17 protein-coding genes and 1 other RNA gene are annotated in these 19354 nt (G+C 49.7%); 11 read left to right on the forward strand and 7 right to left on the reverse strand.

Going from position 1 to position 19354, the window contains the following annotated elements; genetic code table 11:
• Together ssrA and JXQ28_07910 are read right to left on the reverse strand one after the other, a co-directional pair.
• Positions 1-320: a transfer-messenger RNA gene (ssrA, locus tag JXQ28_07905) on the reverse strand; the annotation flags it as partial.
• 238 nt (positions 321-558) lie between these two features.
• Positions 559-1218, reverse strand: coding sequence for a PorT family protein (locus JXQ28_07910; protein MBN2277654.1), 660 nt, complete (start codon positions 1216-1218; stop codon positions 559-561).
• Between the two features lie 267 nt (positions 1219-1485).
• On the opposite strand from JXQ28_07910, the gene JXQ28_07915 reads away from it, so the two are divergent.
• On the forward strand, positions 1486-2907 hold the full coding sequence (locus JXQ28_07915; GenBank protein ID MBN2277655.1) for a T9SS type A sorting domain-containing protein: 1422 nt from the start codon (positions 1486-1488) through the stop codon (positions 2905-2907).
• A gap of 127 nt (positions 2908-3034) precedes the next feature.
• On the opposite strand, the gene JXQ28_07920 is transcribed toward JXQ28_07915, so the two are convergent.
• From JXQ28_07920 to JXQ28_07935, 4 genes are read right to left on the reverse strand one after another with little or no spacing between them, the layout of a single operon-like run.
• Positions 3035-4351 (reverse strand): glycine--tRNA ligase, encoded by a 1317-nt coding sequence (locus tag JXQ28_07920; GenBank protein MBN2277656.1) that lies wholly within the window; start codon positions 4349-4351, stop codon positions 3035-3037.
• A 23-nt stretch (positions 4352-4374) separates the two neighbouring features.
• Entirely contained in the window at positions 4375-4962 is a 588-nt protein-coding gene (locus tag JXQ28_07925) for a hypothetical protein (protein ID MBN2277657.1), read from the reverse strand.
• A gap of 9 nt (positions 4963-4971) precedes the next feature.
• The gene (gene recO, locus JXQ28_07930; protein MBN2277658.1) at positions 4972-5775 is read right to left on the reverse strand and encodes a DNA repair protein RecO; all 804 of its coding nucleotides are present in this window, start codon (positions 5773-5775) and stop codon (positions 4972-4974) included.
• A 6-nt stretch (positions 5776-5781) separates the two neighbouring features.
• The gene (locus tag JXQ28_07935) at positions 5782-6138 is read right to left on the reverse strand and encodes a septum formation initiator family protein (GenBank protein MBN2277659.1); all 357 of its coding nucleotides are present in this window, start codon (positions 6136-6138) and stop codon (positions 5782-5784) included.
• A 214-nt stretch (positions 6139-6352) separates the two neighbouring features.
• Here JXQ28_07935 and JXQ28_07940 point away from each other — a divergent pair, with 214 nt between their 5' ends.
• The 6 genes from JXQ28_07940 (at position 6353) to JXQ28_07965 (ending at position 13154) form a co-directional block, all read left to right on the forward strand.
• Positions 6353-7624 carry a PAS domain S-box protein gene (locus tag JXQ28_07940; protein ID MBN2277660.1) on the forward strand — a complete coding sequence of 424 codons (1272 nt, stop codon included), beginning with the start codon at positions 6353-6355 and terminating at the stop codon, positions 7622-7624.
• A gap of 207 nt (positions 7625-7831) precedes the next feature.
• The gene (locus tag JXQ28_07945) at positions 7832-9820 is read left to right on the forward strand and encodes a hypothetical protein (protein ID MBN2277661.1); all 1989 of its coding nucleotides are present in this window, start codon (positions 7832-7834) and stop codon (positions 9818-9820) included.
• A gap of 181 nt (positions 9821-10001) precedes the next feature.
• Positions 10002-10520, forward strand: a complete 519-nt coding sequence (locus tag JXQ28_07950) for a hypothetical protein (GenBank protein ID MBN2277662.1) — start codon at positions 10002-10004, stop codon at positions 10518-10520.
• A gap of 15 nt (positions 10521-10535) precedes the next feature.
• Positions 10536-11405 (forward strand): DUF4846 domain-containing protein, encoded by an 870-nt coding sequence (locus JXQ28_07955; protein MBN2277663.1) that lies wholly within the window; start codon positions 10536-10538, stop codon positions 11403-11405.
• Between the two features lie 100 nt (positions 11406-11505).
• Positions 11506-12666 carry a transglutaminase domain-containing protein gene (locus JXQ28_07960; GenBank protein MBN2277664.1) on the forward strand — a complete coding sequence of 387 codons (1161 nt, stop codon included), beginning with the start codon at positions 11506-11508 and terminating at the stop codon, positions 12664-12666.
• Positions 12667-12695: 29 nt separating this feature from the next.
• Entirely contained in the window at positions 12696-13154 is a 459-nt protein-coding gene (locus JXQ28_07965) for an SRPBCC domain-containing protein (protein ID MBN2277665.1), read from the forward strand.
• A gap of 30 nt (positions 13155-13184) precedes the next feature.
• On the opposite strand, the gene JXQ28_07970 is transcribed toward JXQ28_07965, so the two are convergent.
• Positions 13185-13544: a PilZ domain-containing protein gene (locus tag JXQ28_07970; GenBank protein ID MBN2277666.1), complete on the reverse strand. Its 360-nt coding sequence runs from the start codon at positions 13542-13544 to the stop codon at positions 13185-13187.
• A gap of 186 nt (positions 13545-13730) precedes the next feature.
• Here JXQ28_07970 and JXQ28_07975 point away from each other — a divergent pair, with 186 nt between their 5' ends.
• From JXQ28_07975 to JXQ28_07990, 4 genes are all read left to right on the forward strand, one after another.
• Positions 13731-15065 (forward strand): HAMP domain-containing histidine kinase, encoded by a 1335-nt coding sequence (locus JXQ28_07975; protein MBN2277667.1) that lies wholly within the window; start codon positions 13731-13733, stop codon positions 15063-15065.
• A 1-nt stretch (position 15066) separates the two neighbouring features.
• Positions 15067-16395, forward strand: a complete 1329-nt coding sequence (locus JXQ28_07980) for a sigma-54-dependent Fis family transcriptional regulator (GenBank protein MBN2277668.1) — start codon at positions 15067-15069, stop codon at positions 16393-16395.
• A gap of 156 nt (positions 16396-16551) precedes the next feature.
• Complete coding sequence (locus JXQ28_07985) at positions 16552-17580, forward strand: hypothetical protein (protein ID MBN2277669.1); 1029 nt, start codon at positions 16552-16554, stop codon at positions 17578-17580.
• 3 nt (positions 17581-17583) lie between these two features.
• Positions 17584-18873: a hypothetical protein gene (locus JXQ28_07990; GenBank protein MBN2277670.1), complete on the forward strand. Its 1290-nt coding sequence runs from the start codon at positions 17584-17586 to the stop codon at positions 18871-18873.
• The last annotated feature ends 481 nt before the right edge of the window (positions 18874-19354 follow it).

The following is a 19354-nucleotide window of genomic DNA, read 5'->3' on the forward strand; positions in this document are numbered from 1 at the left end:
CCAGACCATCATCTACGTGCGTAGCCGACTCTTTAAGTTCTCGCCCCGGATGCTGCCGAGCGGCAGGCCACAACCGGCGCCAGCCTTTATTTTTTAAGTCGCCCGTAAAGGCGTTCGGGAAACCGAGCCTTCCGAATCGACGCCCCAGCCCGCCCGGAAAGGCGGCAGGCAGGTGGAACGGGTTGCCTTAGTTACTAGGCAGCCATGGCATAATCGTAGTTGCCATTTATTCTATGGTACCGGGATGTTTTACGAGAAAACCGGTGTTTCTCGGCACGCCGACAATCCCACACCAATCCCGTCGAAACCTTTACACCCCCAAAATCGGACGTCTATAGATTTCTACAATCGGCGGAAATCGTCAGTTCCACTCGCAATATATATAATCGTCTAATCCTGTCAATTGTTTCATACTGGCATTATTTTCTTGATTACTCCATCTCCTCCAATTGGCTATATTCTGCCGCGGATTAACCAAAAAAATACCCCGGCCTGTTACCGAAGCAATCACAAGCTCATCAACAACGCCGGAGGTTTATATTAAAGCCGAATATCCGACTAAAACTTGACGCCGATCATGAAAGAGAGATTCGTGTTCTTAACCGAGGGGTCGCTTTCAAGATAATAGTAATCGCCCGGCTCCGCTTCTGTCAACTCGTTCCATTCGTCAGCGGCATCGACCGTGCCCATTAACCCCAGAGTATATCTGACATCGAAGGTGATGCGTTTGTATTCAATCCCGCCGCCAAAAACAAGACCAACATCCATGGATTTCATAACATCAGTGACGTCGACCGAATAGCTACTGGCCCGGAGTTCTGAACTCAGCAGCAAGGCAAACGCAGGTCCGATAAACAGATTGGGATTGACCTTGCCGTCGGGCACAAGGTCGTATTTCAGCAACACCGGGAGTTCCAGATAATCAATGGACCATTCGGCGGAGACGAAGAAGAGGTCCTTTTCGGCTCCTTTAGAAACGTACAGGATTTCCGGTTGCACGGCGAATTGACGGTTGAGGCTGTAGGTCATGAAAGCACCGCCGGTGAATCCAACCCGGCTGTCAAGAAATTCATCCAGCTCATCGTAGTCGGTATTGATCCCGGCGAAGCCAATACCGAGTTTGATTCCTTTGCCCGTTATACCGGCAGTTGTCTGTTGCGCGCTCGCCGAGATGCAGAGTATCATGATTATTCCCACGAGCAAGAGCAGTTTCCTCATAGACCCTCCTGGCGTAAATTGCTGGTTAATAAACATTTTTTAAAGTTGCAATATAATGGATGTAAAAACCTTCTGACAAGAAAAAGAAACTCATGGTTATCAAATTAGTCGTCGGCCGATAACATTGATCTGGTCGGGATGGCTGAAGTTCAATCCCGGCAAGGAAGTTCGCCGTGAAATCTTACCAGCCCCCGGATGGCTATAGTCCGGTCCCGAATGACCGATAAAAAGCAAAATGGGATTAAAAGTAACAGAAAGGGGTTTTTGGTGAAAATTCGTTATCTGATTATGACCGTTGTCCTGACGATGGCAATGGTTTCATTATCATCGGCCGGGACGATTTTCGGCGACTCGGTCAATTATTCCGCCGGCAATGGCGCCCATACCGTGGCGGCCGGGGATATTGACGGCGATACGTTTGTCGATCTGGTCAATTCGGCCCATTTTGCCGACAGTATCTATGTGTCGCTTAATAACGGCGATGGGACATTTGCCGCGGCTACGGCTTTTGCTTCGGGTGACGCTCCGGCGGGAGTCTGTCTGGTCGATCTGGACGGCGACACCGACCGGGATCTGGTGATTGTCAATTATAACGATAACACCATTACGGTGCGGTTCAACTATGGCAGTGGTAATTTCCTTGCCCCGGCCAACTATGCCACCCCGTCATCGCCGTACGCCATCACTTACGGTGATTTCGATGGTGATCTGGACAATGATCTGGCGGTGGTTAATTACGCGGCCGACAATATCTCGGTCTTTTTGAATAACGGTGACGGCACCTTCGCCTCGCAGGTTGGCTATGCCACCGGTGAAGGGCCGTTTTCATTAATCAGCGGTGATTTCGATAAGGACGATGATATCGACCTGGCGGTGACCAACAACACCTCCTCCAGCATATCAATTTTGATGAATGACGGTGACGGGACTTTCGCCGATGATGTCATATATGCGGTCGGAAGCGGGCCGCGGGAAATCACCTCGGCCGATTTCGACGGCGATACCTGGCCGGATATCGCGGTGGCCTGTGATGGCGCGCAAGCGGCCTATATCCTGATAAACGACGGTGACGGGACCTTTGCCGCCGCCGTATCATACAGCGCCGGTGAAAAAGCTTCGGGAATCTGTAACGGTGATTTTGACGGCGACGATGATATTGATATCGCCCTGGGACGCTGGTGGGCCGATGATATCGTCGTCATGCTTAATGCCGGAGACGGCACGTTCGGCACGCCCGATCCTTACTCTGTGATCGACAATCCGGCCCGGATGGTTGCCGATGATTTCGACAATGACGGCTATCCCGATATCGCCGTGACCAATTACGGCGGCAGTGCCCTGTCGGTTTTTATCAATTTGACCGAATTTTCGCTGGATGTCGATGATGGCGCCAATGGTTCTCTTTCGCCCAATGGTTTTGCTCTCCGGCAGAATCTGCCCAATCCTTTCAACACCTCAACCAGGATAAGCTACACGGTCGGGTCACGGTCTCACATATCGATTACCATTTATAATATTCTTGGCCAGGTTATCAGGAATCTGGTTGATCATGAACGTTCGGCCGGGACATATACGGCTGATTGGGATGGAGCCGACAGTGAGGGTCATGCGGTCGGAACCGGGATCTATTTCTATCAGATCAAATCCGGCGACTATGCCGAAACGAGGAAGATGCTTCTGTTGAAATAAACGAAGATCAGTATTATTTTCTGATATTTATGGCCCGCCAACCGGCGGGCCTTTTTTGATGTGGATTCAGGATGGCCGAATTTTAGATCAGATCATAAAGCTGTAAATACCAAAATTAATTCTTTGACTATACCTTGATCCGTTCCGCCAGATAGGTCTCCAGTTCGCTGATTTTGTGGCGGGTCTGGGCCATCGAATCGCGGTCGCGGATAGTTACCGTTTCATCCTCAGTCGTCTGCCCATCGACCGTGATACAGAAAGGTGTCCCGGCCTCATCCATCCGGGCGTAGCGCCGCCCGACCGAACCGGAATCATCATAGAAAACCTTGAATTTTTTCTTAAGTTCGTGATAGATTTTTTCGGCGATTTCGGGCATACCGTCCTTTTTGACCAGCGGGAAGACAGCCGCCTTGATCGGCGCGATTTTGGGCGAGAATTTGAGTACGGCCGATTTTTCTCCGCGGGAGGGATCCTCCTCGTAGGCATCGACCAGCACCGTCAGCAGGGTTCGGTCGCAACCGGCCGAGGTTTCGATGATATAGGGAATATATTTTTCGTTCCGCTGGTCATCGACCACCAGCAGTTTTTTGTTGGTCGCTTCCTGGTGACGAGAAAGATCGAAATCGGTCCGGTTGTGGACACCCTCGAGTTCTTTCCAGCCGAAGGGGAATTCGTATTCGATGTCGAAGGCACATTTGGCGTAGTGGGCCAGATCGCCGGGGCCGTGCTCGTGCCAGCGGATTTTGTCCTTGTTAATCCCCAGTTCCAGATACCAGTTCCATCGCTGTTCTTTCCAGTACTCGAACCATTTTATATCCTCCTGCGGATAGACGAAATACTGCATTTCCATCTGCTCGAATTCACGGGTTCGGAAAATAAAATTGCCGGGCGTGATTTCGTTGCGGAAGGCCTTGCCGATCTGGGCGATCCCGAAGGGAATTTTCTGCCTTGAGGAGTTTTTGACATTGAGGAAATTAACATAGATTCCCTGGGCGGTTTCGGGGCGGAGATATACCACCGCCGCCTCATCATCGACCGGCCCCATAAAGGTTTTGAACATCAGGTTAAACTGCCGGGCCTCGGTCAGGGTTTTATTACCGCAGGCCGGACACTGATCGGGGTTTTTGAGGTCATCGGCCCGAAAACGAGCCTTACAGGTTTTGCAATCCACCAGCGGATCGGTGAATTCATCGACATGTCCCGATGTTTTCCAGACTTCGGGATGCATCAGGATAGCGGCATCGAGTCCCTCGATATCATCGCGGCGATTAGTCATCGCTTCCCACCAGAAGGTTTTGATATTGCGTTTGAGTTCGGCTCCCAGCGGGCCATAATCCCAGCATGAATTCAAACCGCCGTAGATTTCGGAGGAGGGGAAAACAAAACCGCGCCGTTTGCACAGCGAGACCAGTTGTTCCATTTTATTGTTATCGTTTTTGGCCATACTTTTTTCAATCCTGCCTGTAATTAATTTTCTATCAACTGCTGAAGTCTTTTTCGGATCAGCATATTATTCAAAGACTCTATTGTCCAGTCCACACAAGGGATTATTATGCGCGCGTCTTTTTCATGACCGGCAACCATTGCGGATATCCCGGCACCGAATTCCCAGAGTAGCTTCCCCCGAGTTTCCGGGTCATCATCGGAATCGGGGAGCAGTTTCAAATAGCGGCTGTATTCCAGGTTCCGCTGATAGTATTTCCCCGGGTCATATTCAAAGGCAGCGGTGCGAAGTCTGGCAATTATTTCGCTGGCATCATCCTCTTTGATCATGGCCAGGATTTTTCTGATACCGGATTCGAGATTGATTGCGAATTTATCGGCATCGACCGCCCCGTGCGTTTCGAAACTCCAGCGATGGCCCAGGTGGACGTAAAGGTAGATAAACTCCATGATTAACTGCCGGTAGGTTTCTGAAGTCGGGCCTCCAAGATCGTCATACTCGTCGACCAGTTTTTCCATACTGTTGGCACAGATCAGGGCCTCCTCGATAGTTTTCGAGGATAATTCCAGAGCCAGTTCTTCAAGCCGGTCATTGGTGTTTTGATCGCTCACGTGGTCATCTCACATTTTCAGGCTGGTCTTTTTAAGTTTTTCCAGGAATTTCAAAGATGTCAGTTCTTTGGTATCCGCCTGGTATTTTAAAAAGCCGACCAGAAGTTCCAAAAGTTCCTCGGCCTCATCGAGCCGTAAAACCATTCGGCCGGATTCGGTCAGGGAGGCGGTTTGCAGGCTGTAAATTTTTATCAGCCGGTCAAATTGGAGCTTAATATAATATTCTCCCGGAATTTGGCAAGCCGAACATATCAATCCGCCGCGTTCCGGGGAAAAGAGATGGAAGGCAACGCCGTTGGAGTTGGTCAGAGCGGTTTCGGCCATATCTTTGCCGCATCCAAGACACCCGGCGAAATTGGGCCGGTACCCCAGGTAAGAGAGGGTTTTAAGGAAAAAACTCAAGAAAACCGGGATTATCCCGGATTTGGCGACCCGGTCGGTCCGGCGGAGAAATCGGACAGTCAGATTGTAAAGACCTTCCTGGGGTTCATCTTCAGGAAGCAGATCGTAAAGCAATTCCAGGGCGGCCGAGGCAAAGGTCAGCCGTCCCAGGATTCCTTCGTTTTGAAATTGAAAAGTCTCCAGCGGTTCGATTTCGCCAATATAACCCATCCCGGAGCGTTCCGATTTAAAATAGGCGATTTCCATTCGGCAGAAAGTCATCAACCGTCCCCGTTTCGATTTCAGCGAACGCCCGCCGCGATCGACAAGGGAAATCCGGCCGGCATTGTCGGTGAAAATGGTTACGATTTTTGAGTTTTCTTTCCAATTGACGGATTTGAGGAGGAGGCCTTCGGATTTAATCTGGGGCATGGATGGTTACTGCTTGAAGCGGTAAATCACCTCACCCGGGCGGGAGAAATAATGCCGCGAACGGGCGATGTGTTCGATATATTTCATATCCGTATGAAGGCGATTCCGGGTCAATTCGGCATCGACCAGATTCACCAGCAGTTGATGGTTGCGTTCCTCAAGCTGGCTTTTCTGGAGATGGAGTTTGGCTATCCGGATAAAACCATAACTGCCGCTAAAAAAACAATAGAACAGGAAAAGCCCGACTAAAACCACCAGAACCCGGAGCATCTTGCGCCGGATCCGGACATCGGTATTGGATAATCTCTCGACCAGGTTTTGTTTAATCGGATCCAGAAGGGATTTTTTCCTGCCGTTTCTCATTATAAAACCTCGATAAAAATTCACCAAAGAATCGCCCGCAGTCAAGTTCAAATAATATTTTTCCATATTCAAAGCAAGAATTTTTTAAAATTATCATGCTCATGTGAAATCCGCCTCCCGTCGACTCATTGTCGAATCTGTTCATATTTCATTCAGAGGTATGAGTTTTTTCCGATAATTATATGATAACGGGACCATACAGGGGAGTGAGCGAATGACTTCGGGATTAATCCTGCGCCGCAAAACGAAGGTTTCGGCCGGGGGCAAAAAGAAATCGAAAATCAAAGACAAAAAGCCAAAAGATAATTCCGGCATTCAGATAAAAGAACTGGGATGCCTGTACCGGATCGCCCTTCTTCATGACAATCAGGAACTATCGGTGAACGAATATTTACGGGAGGTCGTCAATCTCATTCCGACCGCCTTTGACTTCCCCGATGAAATCGCCGCATGGATTGTTTTTGGGGATTTCGCCGTTAATACCTCTGTACCGGATTATACTGAATCCGATTTGGCCACCGATATTTGGCTCTATGGCGAGAGGGTCGGGGTCTTAAAAATATTGGCAGAACGATCCGATGTTTTTGTGGATCGCCATAAGAATTTTCTGGAGACTGTTGCCCGGGCCGTGGCCACTCATATTGCCCGGTTGCAGGCGGAAGAGGAACTTCGCGCCCGCCAGGAACGCCTCAAGATCCATTATCTGGCCACCTTCGAGGGAATCGTGGTTCATGACAACGGGATAATAATCGATATCAATCCGGCTTTCGTGGAAATGTTCGGTTTTTCGCGCGAGGAGTTGATCGGGAATTCGGTATATATTATTGCCAATCAGGATAGTCTTGAAGTGATGCAAAAAAATGTCATAACCGGTCACCAGGAGCCTTATGAAGCAGTCTGCAGGAAGAAAAACGGCCAGATCATTCATACGGAAATTATTGCCAAAGAGTATCATTACGAAGGCCGAAAAATCCGGGTGGCCGCCTTTCGTGATGTTTCGACTCAGAAAAAGACTATTTCCTCACTGGAAGAAACCCGGGCCAGATTATTAACCGAACAGATAACCCTGCGTAAAAAAAATATCGCCCTGAAAGAAGTCCTTGAAAAAATCGAGGAAGAAAAACAGCAGATAAAAAAACGCCTCCAGTCGAATGTCGATAGCATTATCATGCCCGTCATTCACAATCTCAAGGTTCGGCTCGATGATAATCATCGCCGCTATATTGATTTGCTGGAGGATTCCCTGACGGATATAACGGCCCCATTTATCGATACTCTTGAAACCAATTTCCGAAAACTTAGTCCTCGTGAAATCGAGATTTGCAACCTGATCAAATCAGGTCGATCATCCAAGGATATTGCGGCGATCCTGGGAATCTCCTACCAAACCGTCGACAAGCAGCGGACCAGCATCCGAAGAAAACTGAAGATATCAGGTCAGGCGATTAACCTGGAATCATACCTGAAGACAATTACCACCAAATAGTGATCGGGTATATCCCATACCCGAAACGGCCCCATTTATACCCGGTTAATAAAAATCCATTGCGAACGATTCTATTTACAAAGGGAAACGGACTTTGCCGATGGAAGCAAACCGGGGCTGAATATTATTGATAGAAAGGACATATCAGGATATTTGGATTGGTCGAGAAAGAATCTTGTTTAACCTGTCGGGATAAGGGGAAATATTATGTTCAAGAACATGAAACTGGGGACCAAAATCAGCGGCGGCTTCGCCATTTTGATAATTATTGCCCTGATTTTGAGTTTTACCGGCTGGAATGGCCTGCAAAATGTCGAAGAACTGGCGCAAGTAACTGCCCAGGCCAATCTGGCCAAAGATAACCTGCAGTCAGCCCGCGGCCATATAAAGGATTTTATTAACCAGGGTTTTGCCAAGCAGGGAAATGATACCAAAAACAGTGTTGAGAAGTATACCGATGTTTATGCGGCTCAAAAAGAACTTCTCAATGAAATGAGAAAATCAAGCGGGTTGTCATCGTCCGACCTTACCCTGATCGACAATGCCCTCCGGAATATCGATGAATATGATGCCGGAGTCCAGGGGATGGTAGCCGCCCGAAAGCAAAAGGATGCCTCCTTTGAGCAGTGGGGCAAGCTGGGCTGGAGCGTGACCAACGATATTAACTCGGCCATGGAAAATATCATCAACCCGGCCAAACGGGCGGCGGAGAACTCGGGTAATATAAACCAGTTGAAGATCTGGAATGAATACGGGGTCAGACTGGATCAGGATGTAGTCGAGAAATTCCTGGTACTGCGGGTTACGGCGGTATATCTGGTAGCCACCAATGCCGATGCCCAATGGACCGCGTACCAGGAACAACTGGCCAAGATGAAGACCGGTCTGAATGACTGGGCCAGCCTGGTTCAGGATAAGAGCGATCTGGCCCGGACAGCCGCGACAATACATCAGTATATCCAGGAATACGAAGAAGCGGGTATTAAATTTTACGAGGCTATAGTAAATAACCGCAGTGAATATCAGGATGTAATGACCGCCGCGGCCTCGCTGACCGACAATATTAATAAACTACAGGCCGAGACCGAGAAAGAATCGCAGTCGGTCATGACCCAGGCCAATACCCTGATGATCACTTTGGCAGTGGCCGGTATGATTGTCGGTATATTGCTGGCCCTGATCATTACGCGCGGTATTACCGGACCGATTAATAGAATAATCAAAGGCTTGACATCGGGAGCCGAGCAAGTCGGCGCCGCCTCGGAACAGGTGGCCGCGGCCGGCCAGTCGTTGGCCGAGGGTGCCTCGGAGCAGGCTTCATCGCTTGAAGAAACCTCGTCGTCGCTTGAGGAAATGGCCAGTATGACCCGGCAGAATGCTGATAATGCCAAACAGGCCAGCACGCTGGCTGATGAGGCGAATAAATCATCGGCCAAGGGGGCTCAGGCGATGCAGGAAATGTCGGAGGCCATGGAAAAAATTAAAAAATCATCCGATGAGACCGCCAAGATAATCAAAGTCATCGACGAGATCGCTTTCCAGACCAACCTTCTGGCTCTCAACGCGGCGGTCGAAGCGGCCCGGGCGGGAGAGGCCGGTAAGGGCTTTGCTGTGGTGGCCGAAGAGGTCCGTAATCTGGCCCAGAGATCGGCCGAAGCGGCCAAGAATACCAATGCTCTAATCGAAGGCGCCCAGAAGAACGCCGAAAACGGTGTCCGGGTGACGGAACTACTCAATGAAATTCTCCAGGATATTTCCAACGGCAGCCGCAAGGTAACGGACCTGATCAACGAGGTTTCGGTGGCCAGCAACGAACAGACCCAGGGTATCGATCAATTGAATACAGCCATGTCTCAGATGGATCAGGTGACTCAGCAGAATGCCTCTAACGCGGAGGAATCATCGTCCGCCAGCGAGGAATTGGCCGCCCAGGCTCAGCAACTTCAGGAAATCGTGGGGGAATTGGCCCAGGTGGTTCATGGCGCCAATACCTTGTCCATGGTGGATATTTCCAGGGGTAAAGAACATCACGATAACGGGACCGGGGGGCTCTCGTCTCGGATGTCGAATCGTATCCGCAGTACCCTGGGCAGATCAACCAAAGCAAAAACGGCCGGGAATGTTCAGAGCCGCAAGAATAAAGATAAGGCGGTCGATATCATTCCGCTCAAGGAAGAGGAGATGGCTGAATTTTAACTCCTTCGTTTAGTCATTAGCGGCCGGGAATATTCTGGCTCGGTCACCGAAGCGGGGAATGAGCACTTCCCCGCTTTTTTTATTTACCTGAAGGGCCGCCGACCTTTTTGTTTGCCCCCGGTAACAATTCACATTATTATCATTCAAATCTTATTTTAAACCGGTTTAAAATGGAGTAACCATGTCCCTTGACAATCTAAAAAATCTTCCGCGGGAAACCCTCCTGGGGATGATCGAAGATTTCGCCAAAAACTGGCTGGCTCATGACGGTCTCTGGTTTCAGGCGGCCGAAAAGGAAACAGATATGCAGACCGCTATCAAGCTCGACACCGAGGCCTGGGATAAATTTACCCGGATCGAGGCCAAACGGATTATGGCCCGTCACGGGATTGCTGAGAATGGCGGGCTTGAGGCACTCAAAAAGGCTCTTGGGTTCAGGCTCTATGCGGTGTTAAACGAACAAACCATTACCGATGAAAGGCCGCGATCTTTTGTTTTCAAGATGGTCGATTGCCGGGTTCAGTCGGCCCGTAAAAGAAAAGAAATGCCGCCCTTTCCCTGCAAATCGGTGGGTATTGTCGAATACCGGGAATTCGCGCGGACAATTGATCCCCGGATTAAGACCGAATGTATCGCCTGCCCGCCGGATCCCCAGGAACGCGATTTTTACTGCGGTTGGAAATTCACCCTTGATGATTAAACCGCCGGGTACCGAATGAAATGGGCAAAGATAATAGGCCGCGTGATAATCCCGTTTCTGCCCATTATTACGGCCGGCTGTTTTGGGGTGGTTTCTTCGGCATGGGCCCAAAATCATTCATATTTCTGGCGGCCTGAAATCGACTCGGCCGAAACCATTGCCGCCCGAATACCTCCTCCCGAAGGATTCCGTAGAATGCCGGTTGATGATGGCTCATTTGGTGAATGGCTGAGATATCTTCCGCTCAAGGAGGGTCGGCCCGGAGTTCATCTATATGATGGCTCGTTAAAGGGCAACCAGGAGGCCCATCAGGCGGTCATTGATATCGATGTCGGGCGGGAAAATCTTCAGCAATGTGCCGATGCCGTAATCAGGCTTCGCGCGGAATATCTGTACAGCCGAGCGGAGTACGATTCCATCCATTTCAATTTCACCAGCGGCGATACGGCCTGGTATCGGGCCTGGGTCGATGGTTATCGTCCATGGATCGCGGGGGATAGAGCATTATGGGAGAAATCAGTTCCGCCTGATTCATCATATGAAAATTTTTTAAAATATCTGAAAACGGTTTTTTCTTACGCCGGTTCGTATTCTCTAAGCCGGGAACTGGACCGGGTCGGCGATCCCGATCGCATTCAGATTGGTGATGTTTTTATTCAGGGCGGATTTCCGGGGCATGCCGTTCTTGTGGTCGATCTGGCGGTAAATGAAGACGAGGGCAAACAGGTATTTTTACTGGCCCAGAGTTTTATGCCCGCCCAGGAAATACACCTGCTGAAAAATCTTGAAGACTCGCTGTTGAGTCCGTGGTATATCCTTGATAGAGGCGAGGTTCTTTTAACCCCGGAATGGTCATTTTCGCGTTACGATTTGATGAGATTTTAAATAATCGATTGCATCAAAAAGGCTTAACCTCTAAATTCGGCTTAATAAAAATACTAAATCCCGACACAAATTACCACGGACATCCGGGAAAGGGACAGCAATGAAGGGAGTAACGATTCTGTTCGCCGCCGTAATTCTGGCGATTGCGGTTTCGGGTATTTCTCAGACGGGCGGCCATGATTCGGCTGAGACCATCCGGGAATATATCCTTCGAATGGAGGGAGATACGATCTGTTACCGTTTCGGCGAGATTATTGGATCGGCACCGATTGATTTTTCGGCGGGGATCGACACAAACAATATCACTTGCGATTTCGATTTTATCCTTTATTCCACCATTGATACTGTTATTATCCCTCCGACTACGGAACCGGCGCGGGTTTTTTTTGTGACATCTCAGGACACATCGGTCCAGGTGTTCATTTTTCATGAGGGTCTCAACCAGCAGTATGAGGCGAAGCGCCGGGTTCTCAGCCGGTTTGCATCATTCGGAAACAGCCCGATTACCGGATTCAAACCCTTTTATTACTCCGGTCCGGATGATACGGATCTGGTCACTCTCAGGGAAAAATATAATCTGGATAGTGTGGCCGGCGATGGAGCACAAATCGACCGGATTATCAATCTGATGTGGTGGGCGCACAATATTGTCCGTCATGACGGGAATTCGGCAAATCCATCTCCGGCCAATGCTCTTAATTTGATTTCAGTCTGCAGGGAGGAGGACCGGGGGGTTAACTGCCGGATGATGGCCACGATTCTCAACGAAGTGTGTTTATCGATGGGTTTTCCCTCGCGCCATGTCACCTGCTTTCCGGCCGACACTACCGATCCCGACTGCCATGTCATAAACATGGTTTATTCCGATAGCCTGGGCAAATGGCTTTATATGGATCCCACTTTTGCAGGCTATTTCACTGATCGGGACGGCCGCTTGCTGAGTATTGCCGAAGTCAGGCAGATGATGATCAATGGCGATTCGCTGGTAATCAACGATGATATCAACTGGAACGGATCGCCCAAACTCAAGATTGAGTATAAAGCCTATATGGCCAAAAACCTGTTTCGGTTCTGTTGCCCGCTGGGCAGTCAGTTCGGCTATGAATCGCGGCAGGACAGCAATCGTGTCTGGATTTATCTCGACCCGGTCGACTACTATCCGGATCGGATTGGCAGGTGCGATACTCTGGGGACCGAATTTCCGAAACTGTTAAAGTATTATACTGATAATTTTAAATATTTCTGGGCATCCCCGTATTAGAATTTATGGATTCTAAAAATCAGGGGTAAATGATGACCCAATCATTCGGAAAATCGATTCGTCATAAAACGTATATCGCCGTTCCGCGCGAAAAAGTATTCGATACGATTACCACGGCTCGGGGATGGAATTCGTTTTTCACCAATGGGCTCGAAATGGATCCGGTGCCGGGCGGCAAAATAGTCTGGCGCTGGAAAAACTGGGGGCCGGATTTTAATAATCTTGAAAGCCCCGGGAAAGTAATCGATATCCGCCGGCCCGGTTTGTTTGTTTTCGAATGGGGGAGCCGTCATCCGACCACCATCACGATTAAACTCAGTTCGCAATACGGGGGGACGGTGATCGATCTAACCGAAGACGGTTATCTTGATACGGCCGAAGACCGGGCCATGATACTGGAATGCGCCGCCGGCTGGGGCGAAGCCCTGACCCTGCTGAAATTTTTCCTGGAGCATGGAATAATATATTCCCGTCCCCTGCGTAGCTGAAAATTCCCGATGACGCCGGTCCGGCCGGTGCTAAAAACTCGTTCGCCAGTCCGGAAAAAGATAACTGTCGAACGAATTTTCGATAGTATTCCGGCTTTCCGGCAATATATCCGTAAAGCGGAATCCGGAGCCGTAATAAGCCGGATTGGGGTCGGGTTTTGACCAGACGCTGACAGCATCAAGGACGATCTGGTTTTTACCGCGAATCGGTTCCGGTAACACGATCCTGAGTTTATAGGATCGGTTGGCCTCGATCGGTTTGTCGCTCACCAGCTTCATTCCCTCGGTGGTAATATCGGTCAGCCGACCGGTCAGGCGGCGGGTGTTACGATCAAAGACCTTCAGATAATAAAGCGTGTTTCGTCTTTCAAGACGTCTTTTTTCTGCCATGATCTCCCCCTGCGGGCAAATTGGATATCTTAATATATGATTTTTCCTGTTGCCGGTAAAGTTATTTCATCATTGCCGCGTTTAATTTCGCGATCAATATAATTATCGGCTGAAAGGGTTTGTCGTTGAAGGCGTCCCGGTCACTTTGTTGTTGACGCAACTGGCGGTGATGTCGATACTTATGCCATGATTCCCTTCCGTAAACGAACCGCCGCCGTGATTATATTCACGGCTTTGATTATTATTCTGGTTAATGTCGCCTGGTGGCTGTTTTATTCGACTACGGGAAAAAGATTCGAATATCAACTGTCTCATCGCCTGGAATCTGTAGCCCGCCTGGGGGCGGCCTGGATCAGCCCGGAACTGGCCGAATCGCTCAAAGCCGGTTATCTCTCGGCCTACGACTCCACCCTTGGGATTTTGGGTCGCATTATGGCCGCCGATTCTCTCTCGGAAGTATTTATAATAGATAATGAATACCACTATATGGCAACCACCCTGCTGGAGGCCGATTCCATTTATTATCTGGCGCCCCTCAACGATGTTTATATCGACTCGGTTTTCACCCTGAATCTTCTGAATCCGGATCGGCCCGGGGAGGCCACGGTGGTTACCGATGGGTACCGGGTCGGGGATATCGTTCTCAAATCGGCTTTCACGCCGATTTTCGATTCGACCGGTTTACCGATTGCGGTTCTTGGAATCGAAGCCGATGTTGATTATACCGGCGTTTTGATCGATTTGCGCCGCAACCTGTACCTGTCGTCGCTATTCTCTATCTGCGGCGGCCTGTTATTCGGATTTTTCTTTTTTCTGGTTCAGCGCCGTATCAATGCCGCCGAGCGGTCGCTTTTTATGGCTCAATCGCAGGCCAACCTGGGGCGGATGGTGGCGGTCGTTTCCCATGAGATAAAAAATCCGCTTATGATTATCCGGGCCTCGGCCGAACGCCTGAAAAAAAGCGGTCTGACCGAAGCCGATTTTATTATCGAGGAGACCGACCGGCTCAACGGGATAGTCTCGGCTTATCTTGATTTTGCTTCCGGGAAAAAGATTCTTAAGAATGAAAAGATCGAGATCGGGACCCTTCTGGACCGGATTGCAGAGCAATTCCACCCCCGCCTGATCCAGGACGGGATCAGTCTGGCGGTTGATAAAAGCTCCGGACCAATCGCCGCGACCGCCGATCCGGCCGCCTTAAGGCAGGTTATTATCAATCTTGTTTTAAACGGGGCCGAAGCCGTCCGGGGAATATCCGGGGCCGAGGTTTCTTTGGGTTATGGGTTGTCCGGCGGGCGGGTGGTTCTCTCCGTAAAAGATAATGGCCGGGGGATGGATCAAAATCAAATTAAATCCATTTTCGAACCGTTCTATACAACCGGGACGACCGGTTCGGGATTGGGTTTGTATCTTTCCCGGACTCTGATCGAGCAAATGCAGGGAGAAATCACAGTTGTGAGTTGTCCGGGCGGCCCGACCATATTCAGAGTGGTCCTGCCGGGGGCCGATAAGGATAAATAGTATGGCGAATATTCTTGTTATTGATGATGAAGCTAAAATGACCTATCTGGTCGAGGGCGCATTGGTCGAGGCCGGTTTTACTGTGACGGCGGTCAATTCGCCGGTCGAGGCGATCAGTTTGATCGAGCGTCATTCCTATGATATTATTATCACCGATTTATCCATGCCGGGAATAACCGGGATGGAGATTATCGAGAAAGCCCGGCACAAGGGCGATGCCGACGTGATTGTCATGACGGCTTACGGGACGGTGGCCTCGGCCGTGGAAGCGATGAAAAAGGGGGCCGCCGATTATATCGTTAAACCCTTTCCCATGGATGAACTGGTTTTGCTGTGCCGGAGGCTTTCCCATAATCAAAAAATCCGCGGTCTTTCCAACCTTCTGGCGGGCGATTTAAAAAGTATGAGCTATGACCGGTTTATCGGGCAGTCTGAAGCCGCCCGACAAATGCTGGAGATGATTTCCAAAGTGGCGGCATCCGATGCCACCGTTCTGTTGACGGGAAAATCCGGAACCGGAAAGGAGTTGGCGGCCCACCTGGTTCATGAAAATTCCCCCCGCCGCGATAAACCGTTTATTGCAGTCAACTGCGCCGCCCTGACCGAAACCCTGCTGGAATCGGAATTATTCGGCCATGAGCGCGGGGCTTTCACCGGCGCCGATAAACGCAAGCTGGGACGGTTCGAGCTGGCCGACGGCGGAACTATTTTCCTTGATGAGATCGGGGAAACCTCACCCTCCCTCCAGGCCAAACTTCTACGGATTCTGGAAGAACGGCAGTTTGTGCGGGTCGGCGGGGTTGATAATGTCGAGGTTGATGTCCGCGTTATCGCGGCCACCAACCGCAAGCTGAAAGAAGATATTGCCGCCGGGATATTCCGGGAAGACCTTTATTTCCGACTCAATGTTTTTCCTATCAGGATCCCCTCACTGACCGAGCGGCGCGAGGATATTCCACCCCTGGCCGAATATTTCCTGAAACAGAAAAAATACGCCCATCCCGATCTCTCCGGCGAAGTTGTTTCATCACTCCAATCTTATGATTGGCCCGGGAATATCCGGGAATTGAAAAACATAATGGAGCGGGCCATGATTCTGGCGGCCGGGGAGAGGATTGATCTGGAACATATCGGAATCGAAGATGAAACCGAAACAGCGCCGCTTGAGACGGCCGGATTTAAAACAGGAGGCGGGCTTGAAGCCGGGGAAAGGGAAATGATTCTTGAGGCTTTAAGGAAAAGCGGCGGGAACAAAACCGAGGCGGCCAGAATACTGAAAATCACTCGCCGAAGACTGTATTCGCGAATGAAATATCATGATATCAAGTGAGCATTTAAGTCCGGGGTGTACCGAGAGGTACTCCGGACACGAGGGGAAACCCCCGGCCAGGAGCGAAAGTCTTTGGCATACAGGGGAATACGATTGTGTCCGGATTGGCATGATTCTTGAGATATATTTTCTCCGGTATAAAATAAGGAGAAGACCATGAAACGCAAATTTTCGACAATGAGTTTTTTATTCATAGCTTTGCTTCTTGCGGGCAATGTTCTGGCTCAATCGAATGGCCAGATAGTCAGAAACAAATTTATGAATGAGTATGAAAAAACTCAGGAGGTTATTAACCGAGCTCGAGTGGTTCAGCAACAGACCCAAACCGAAAAGGGCAAAGCCCTTCTGGATCTGGCCATACTGGTACAAAACAGTGCTCACGAATTCGGCCAGCGGGCGATGTATGTCCGGGCACTGGAATATACTCTCAAAGCCCGCGAGCAAGCCCGGGCGGTTTTGGCTATAAGTCTTCAGGCCGAGGAGAATGAAAACCTGGTTTTACGCCAGTTGGAAAAGACCGATAATTTAATCGATCAGATACAAAACCGGATTACCCCGGATGTGCCCCGGATGTATCTCCGGTTGTTTGACTCCGCCCGTGACAATCAAAACCGGGCTTGGGAATTTTACCGTAATAATGAGCTTCGCCCGGCTCTTAAAATGTCGCGGCAGGCCGAGAAATCAATCCGCGGCCTCCTCGAGAAATTTAAAGCCGAGCAGGGGCCGTTGCATCGTCTCCGCAACCAGTGGCGCCAGCTGGAGCAGAAAATGGAACAGGCTCAAAATATGATTGCCGATTGCGACAGCGACGAGGCCGGGAAATTGATGGAAAAGGCCCGGGACCGGATGCGCGAGTGCGAGCGGATGCTAAACGATGGCCAGGCCGATCAGGCCGAGGGGAATATGAATACGGTCCAGCAGATGTTTCGTCAGGCCTATAACCTGTGTGCCGGCCAGGGCTCACTGGAGAAGAAAATGAACCAGCTTAAAGGTGAGGTCGATCGGTATCTTGAAAACGCCGTCCAGAACGGAAATGCCGAAGCCGGCGAATTAATGAATAAGGCCCGCCAGCATCTGCGGGAAGCCGAACGTCTTTGCAATGAAGGTAATGTCGAAGCCTGCGCCGCCAATATCAAGGCCGCCCAGATGAATGTCAATAAGGCCAAAGAATTACTGGAGTCGTGACGCTTGCCAGTCAAACATTTTTTCTGCTTCTTCTCTCTGACGATAATTATCCTGGTCGCCGGAGCCAGCCCGGCTAACGCCTCCGGCGATCTCGGGATCAGAACCGGCCTGGGTTATGATTTCGTTTCTCAGGAATATTTCTACAGCTCCAGCCGCTATGATACCGCCCTGATCCCGAATCCCGATGAGACGGATAATATCCTGCTGAGAAAAGATTATCTCGATGATGTCAAAGGGCTGATTTATTTGAAATATAATCCCAATGGGGAGGGGCGCTATGTCGTGGAAACCGGGTGGGAGCAATCCCCGGAGACTTTCCGGGCCCGGGGATACGGGCATGCCGCTCTGGGTTCGACCGACAATCGCTGGGATGCCGATTTTAATTTTGATATCAGAAATCAATACCGGGGTACCGCCGATCCAGGTGAGGATTTGATGGTTTTCGGAGGTAAACTGAAATACCGAAAAAGCCTTTCTCAGACTCTGTTAACACACCTGAAAGCTTATGGCGAAAAGGTGGCATTCGATTCGGTCGGTGAACTGGTTTACAACTACTCCCGGTTCGGGGCGGAAATCGGTCTTGATTTTTTATCGGCCGGATATAACTCGCTTTATTTGATGGCTGGGGTGGAAAAACGAAAGGTGCCGGATTCGGCGATTCTCGATTACATGGCCTATAAGGCTCAAATAGGCTATGCCGGGGTGGTCGGGGAGGTCCAGATCCTGGGCGATTTATCACTGGAGAGCAAGGGCTATAATGAACCGGATAATCTGGATAATTATATCCTGACCACCCTCACCGCCGATTTGAGAATCCCGGTCGGATCTGATTTATGCATCCGCCCGGATATTGATCTGGAATATTTCAATTTCGAAAACGATAATTATCTCAATATCGATTATATCCTGGGCCGGATGGGAATCCTGCTGGACCGTGACCTGGGCCGTTTTATTCCGGCGCTGGGACCCAAAATAGAAATACTGTCGATGGCTTCGGATTTTGAAAACGATGAGGATTATCTGGAATATTATTTTCAGATCGGGCTCGATTTTTACAATTCCCGCCGGGCCTTTTTTATGCTCGAAAACCAGCTTGGACAACACCGGTATGGGAACGATCCCATATATTATTCCGATTTCAATTTTAACAGGAGCAGCCTGATTGGGTCGGTCAAATTATGGCAAAATCTCAACCTCGATTTTCTGCTCTCGGCGGAGTGGGAATGGCATGAAATCGATAGCGATGACAGCCGTCTTTACCTGATTTCGACAGGTCTAATTTATACCTTTTAAGCGGTCGTAAAACTTGTCCGAAAGCCCTCTTTGGCTCGGAAACATTGTGATTTATTTCACAATTGAAACCTTGTTGGGGATCGATTGAGGTGGTTTGACCGAGAATTTATTGTGAAGTATTTCACAATCTTTATTGTCGTCGGTGTCTTGTATTGTCCGGGATATAAAGTGGTTTGTGATTGTTATCACAATCATCGTTTATTTTGAGGGCTCTACGGGAAGAATATTATCGGGAAAGTCGGACCGTTTTTGGAGGGTGCCGGAAGGGTTATTGGGGATGCTGAAATTGATCTGAGGGTGGTCGGAATTTCCGGGCTGAAATTTGCCGGTAGAGCTTTAAAATCGGAAACTGAGTGTAGATTGGAATGGCTGAAGGGTCGGGTGCTTTGCCCTATTTCATTACTACATACAGTCGTATTTTAGTTTATGATCAAGAAAGTTCTTGACATGAGAGGGATAATTGTTATTTTGTGAGTGTCCA

The sequence above is a fragment of the Candidatus Zixiibacteriota bacterium genome, from assembly GCA_016933955.1.
In the GTDB taxonomy this organism is placed as follows: domain Bacteria; phylum Zixibacteria; class MSB-5A5; order GN15; family PGXB01; genus JAFGTT01.